This window comes from Paraburkholderia sp. (assembly GCF_034668105.1).
In the GTDB taxonomy this organism is placed as follows: Bacteria; Pseudomonadota; Gammaproteobacteria; order Burkholderiales; family Burkholderiaceae; genus Paraburkholderia.
This window is the reverse complement of sequence record NZ_JAXDPY010000137.1, coordinates 1-3,515: the sequence shown is the minus strand read 5'-3', so window position 1 is coordinate 3,515 and position 3,515 is coordinate 1. Positions and strand designations below refer to the sequence as shown.

At 66.5% G+C, this 3,515-nt stretch carries 4 protein-coding genes, 1 pseudogene and 1 riboswitch; of the genes and pseudogenes, 3 read left to right on the top strand and 2 right to left on the bottom strand.

The window, feature by feature from the left end:
- Together QOC89_RS06470 and QOC89_RS06465 are read left to right on the top strand one after the other, a co-directional pair.
- Positions 1–589: pseudogene (locus tag QOC89_RS06470) on the top strand (molybdopterin-dependent oxidoreductase); the annotation flags it as partial.
- A 28-nt stretch (positions 590–617) separates the two neighbouring features.
- On the top strand, positions 618–1,196 hold the full coding sequence (locus QOC89_RS06465) for a cytochrome c (protein WP_323044266.1): 579 nt from the start codon (positions 618–620) through the stop codon (positions 1,194–1,196).
- A gap of 25 nt (positions 1,197–1,221) precedes the next feature.
- Here the strand turns inward: QOC89_RS06465 and crcB are convergent, their stop codons facing one another.
- A complete protein-coding gene (gene crcB / locus QOC89_RS06460) occupies positions 1,222–1,602 on the bottom strand; it encodes a fluoride efflux transporter CrcB (RefSeq protein WP_323044265.1) in 381 nt (126 codons plus the stop codon).
- 76 nt (positions 1,603–1,678) lie between these two features.
- Positions 1,679–1,740, bottom strand: a riboswitch (Fluoride riboswitch).
- A gap of 175 nt (positions 1,741–1,915) precedes the next feature.
- Between crcB and QOC89_RS06455 the strand changes: the two genes are divergently transcribed.
- Positions 1,916–2,263 carry a DUF190 domain-containing protein gene (locus QOC89_RS06455; protein ID WP_323044264.1) on the top strand — a complete coding sequence of 116 codons (348 nt, stop codon included), beginning with the start codon at positions 1,916–1,918 and terminating at the stop codon, positions 2,261–2,263.
- Positions 2,264–2,303: 40 nt separating this feature from the next.
- On the opposite strand, the gene QOC89_RS06450 is transcribed toward QOC89_RS06455, so the two are convergent.
- On the bottom strand, positions 2,304–3,506 hold the full coding sequence (locus QOC89_RS06450; protein ID WP_323044267.1) for an ammonium transporter: 1,203 nt from the start codon (positions 3,504–3,506) through the stop codon (positions 2,304–2,306).
- Between the last annotated feature and the right edge of the window lie 9 nt (positions 3,507–3,515).

Below are 3,515 nucleotides of genomic sequence, written 5' to 3'. Positions count from 1 at the left end.
ACGTAGTGCGGCGAAGCGCGCGTGTGTGGCCGCTGCCTGGCGCGGCGTCTTCGATGACGCCGTTGGCCGACCTGCACGGCTCGCTCACGCCCAACGGTCTGGTCTACGAGCGTCATCACGGCGGTGTGCCCGACATCGACCGGATCAGCATCGGCTGGCGATACACGGTCTGGTGCGCACGCCGAAGCTATTTACGATCGACGATCTGCTGCGCCTGCCGTCCGAATCGCGCATCCATTTTCTCGAATGTTCCGGCAATACCGGCGGCGAATGGAACGGCCCGAGCGGCATGCCGGTGCAACTCACGCATGGTTTGCTGTCGTGTTGCGAATGGACGGGGGTGCGTTTATCCACCTTGCTGGAGGAGGTGGGCGGTGTCACTGTGGGTGGCAGCGCAAGCGGTAGTGGCTGGATCCTGGCCGAAGGCGCGGACGCCGCGGCGATGACGCGCAGCCTGCCGCTGGATCGGATACTCGATCGCGCGCTCGTGGTCTATGCGCAAAACGGCGAACGCCTGCGCCCGGAAAATGGCTATCCGTTGCGGCTGATCGTGCCCGGCTTCGAAGGCTACAACGCGATCCAGCAATGGCGTGTCGATGCGAGCGGCGCGGTGCGCAATGCGTGAGCGCCATTCACTACGCAGGCCGGCGCCGTTGGCGCTGGCCGCACTCCTGTCGCTCACGGCGCTGGCTTCCTGTTCGTCGATCGCGCCCGGCGAGCTCAACGCTGGAACGCAGTACGGCATCGGCACGCCGCTCACGGACCAGGCGCTCGCCGCCTGGAACATCGACGTCGGGCCGGATGGCCACGGCCTGCCGGCGGGCAGCGGCGACGTCGCGAGCGGCGCGCGCCTGTTCGCCGCCAAATGCGCGGCGTGTCACGGCGCGCAGGGTGAGGGTGGACTCGGCGATCAACTGGTCGGCGGGCGGGGGACCTTGGCCAGCGCAAAGCCGAAGCGCACCTTGGGTAGCTACTGGCCCTACGCGACCACGTTGTTCGACTACATCCGCCGCGCCATGCCCTACACCGCCCCCGAATCGCTTTCCGCCGACGAGGTGTACGCGCTGAGCGCCTACCTGCTCAACCAGAACGGTATCGTGCCGGCGAATACGCGGCTCGACGCGGCCACGCTGCCGCGTGTCGTGATGCCCAATCGCGACGGCTTCGTGGCCGATCCGCGTCCCGGGCGACTGTGAGACGCCGGCGCGCGCCGTGCCGTTTTCAGCGCGCCAGCAGCGAAACGGTCGCGATGCCGAGGATGGTCATCAGCAGCGACGCGCCGACGTGAATCACCACTTCGCCGGCCGCCCAGCCGAGCCGCCCATCCTGCAGACGCTGCACGACTTCCGCTGAGAACGTCGAGAAAGTGGACAGGCCGCCCATCAAACCGGTGATGACGAAGAGCCGCCATTCGGGCGCGATCTGCGGCGCCCGCGCGAACCCCGCGACCGCGACGCCGATCACGTAGCCGGCGATGACATTGGCGGCGAAAGTGCCGAGCGGCAAGCCGGCGAACACGCCGTTCAAACGGATGCCGAGAAACCAGCGAAACAGCGAGCCGAGCGCGCCGCCGATGCCGACGGAGAGAATGGACCAATACATGGGAATGCCCTGGCGAAGCGAAAAGGTCGTCAAACCGGGCTGACGGGACGTGCGATGCCGCGTCCGCAGTCAGCCGGGCGATGCAGGCATCATCAGCCACTAGGGCGGTTAAAGGAGAATGCCATCTCCGGCGCGCAAGTCTAGCATCGGCGTGCCGATTGGGGGACAGGTGCGGGCGTTGGAACGTGAGCGCCCAGGGAGACGGGAGCGAGCCCCCGCGGTCCGCGGGACGCGCCGGGAGCGCGACCTACAATGAAGAGAGGATCGGCGAGCATTCGCCGTGGACTCGACTGCGGCCGCACGGGAGGCCGACATGATGAAGGGCTACCAGCTCACGTTCTATACCGAGATGAACCGGCGCCATGGACCTCAATCGGTGGTGGAATGCCTGCTGTCGATCGCGAAGCACGTCGGCATTCGTGGCGCGACCGTGGTGGCGGCCGCCGAAGGCATCGGCCACGCGGGCGCACGGCATGCCGCGCGCTTCTTCGAACTGGCCGATCAACCGCAGCAGGTCATTTTCGCGGTCACCGAAGAGGAGGCCGAAGCGTTGTTCGAGGCGGTCCGCGAGAGTAACGTCGCGGTCTTCTACACGCGCTGCCCGATCGAATTCGGCATGCTCGGCGGCGAGCCGGCCACGAAACATCCGGCGCGCCGCTAACGCTGCTTTGCGGGCCAAGCGGGCCAAGCGGGCCAAGCCATCAGCCGACGCTTTCGCGCTCCGGCGTCGACGAAATCTTGTGGATCGACAGATCCGCGCCGTTGTATTCGTCTTCCTGGTCGAGCCGTAAGCCCACCGTCAGGCGAATCGCGCCGTAGACGAGCGTGCCGCCGAGCGTCGCCACCACGATGCCACCCAAGGTGCCGGCCAGCTGCGCGCCGAACGAGACGCCGCCCAGACCGCCCAACGCCTGCAAGCCGAAGATACCGGCCGCGAGGCCGCCCCACGCGCCGCACAGACCGTGCAACGGCCAGACGCCGAGCACGTCGTCGATGCGCCAGCGGTTCTGCACGCAGGTAAACATCTGGACGAACAGCACGCCCGCAATCCCGCCCGTTACCAGTGCGCCGAGCGGATGCATCACGTCGGAGCCCGCGCATACCGCGACCAGCCCGGCAAGCGGACCGTTGTACGTGAAGCCCGGGTCATTGCGGCCCGCCAGCCAGGCGGTCAGCGTGCCACCCACCATCGCCATCAGTGAATTGACGGCGACGAGACCGCTGATTTTGTCGACGGTCTGCGCGCTCATCACGTTAAAGCCGAACCAGCCGACCGCCAGCACCCATGCGCCCAACGCGAGGAACGGAATATTCGACGGCGGATGCGCGGCGATCCCGCCGTCGCGGTGATAACGGCCGTGGCGCGCGCCGAGCAGCAGCACAGCCGGCAACGCCACCCAGCCGCCGAATGCATGCACCACCACCGAGCCGGCGAAGTCGTGAAACGGCACCCCGAATACCTGGGTGAGCCAGCGCTGGACACCGAAGCGGCCGTTCCACGCAATCCCTTCGAAGAACGGATAGACGAAGCCGACCAGCACGAAGGTGGCGAACAGTTGCGGATTGAATTTCGAGCGCTCGGCGATGCCGCCCGACACGATCGCCGGAATCGCCGCCGCAAAGGTCAGCAGGAAGAAGAAGCGCACCAGCGCATAGCCGTTGTGCGCGGCCAGCGACTCGGCGCTGCCGAAGAATTGCACGCCGTAGGCGATCGTGTAGCCGATGAAGAAATACGCGATCGTCGAGACCGAGAAGTCCACCAGAATCTTGACCAGCGCATTGACCTGGTTCTTCTTGCGGACCGTGCCGAGTTCGAGAAACGCAAACCCCGCGTGCATGGCCAGCACCATCGCGGCACCCAGCAGAAGGAAGAGGGTATCGGTGCCGGTTTTCAGACTTTCCATCGATGTGTC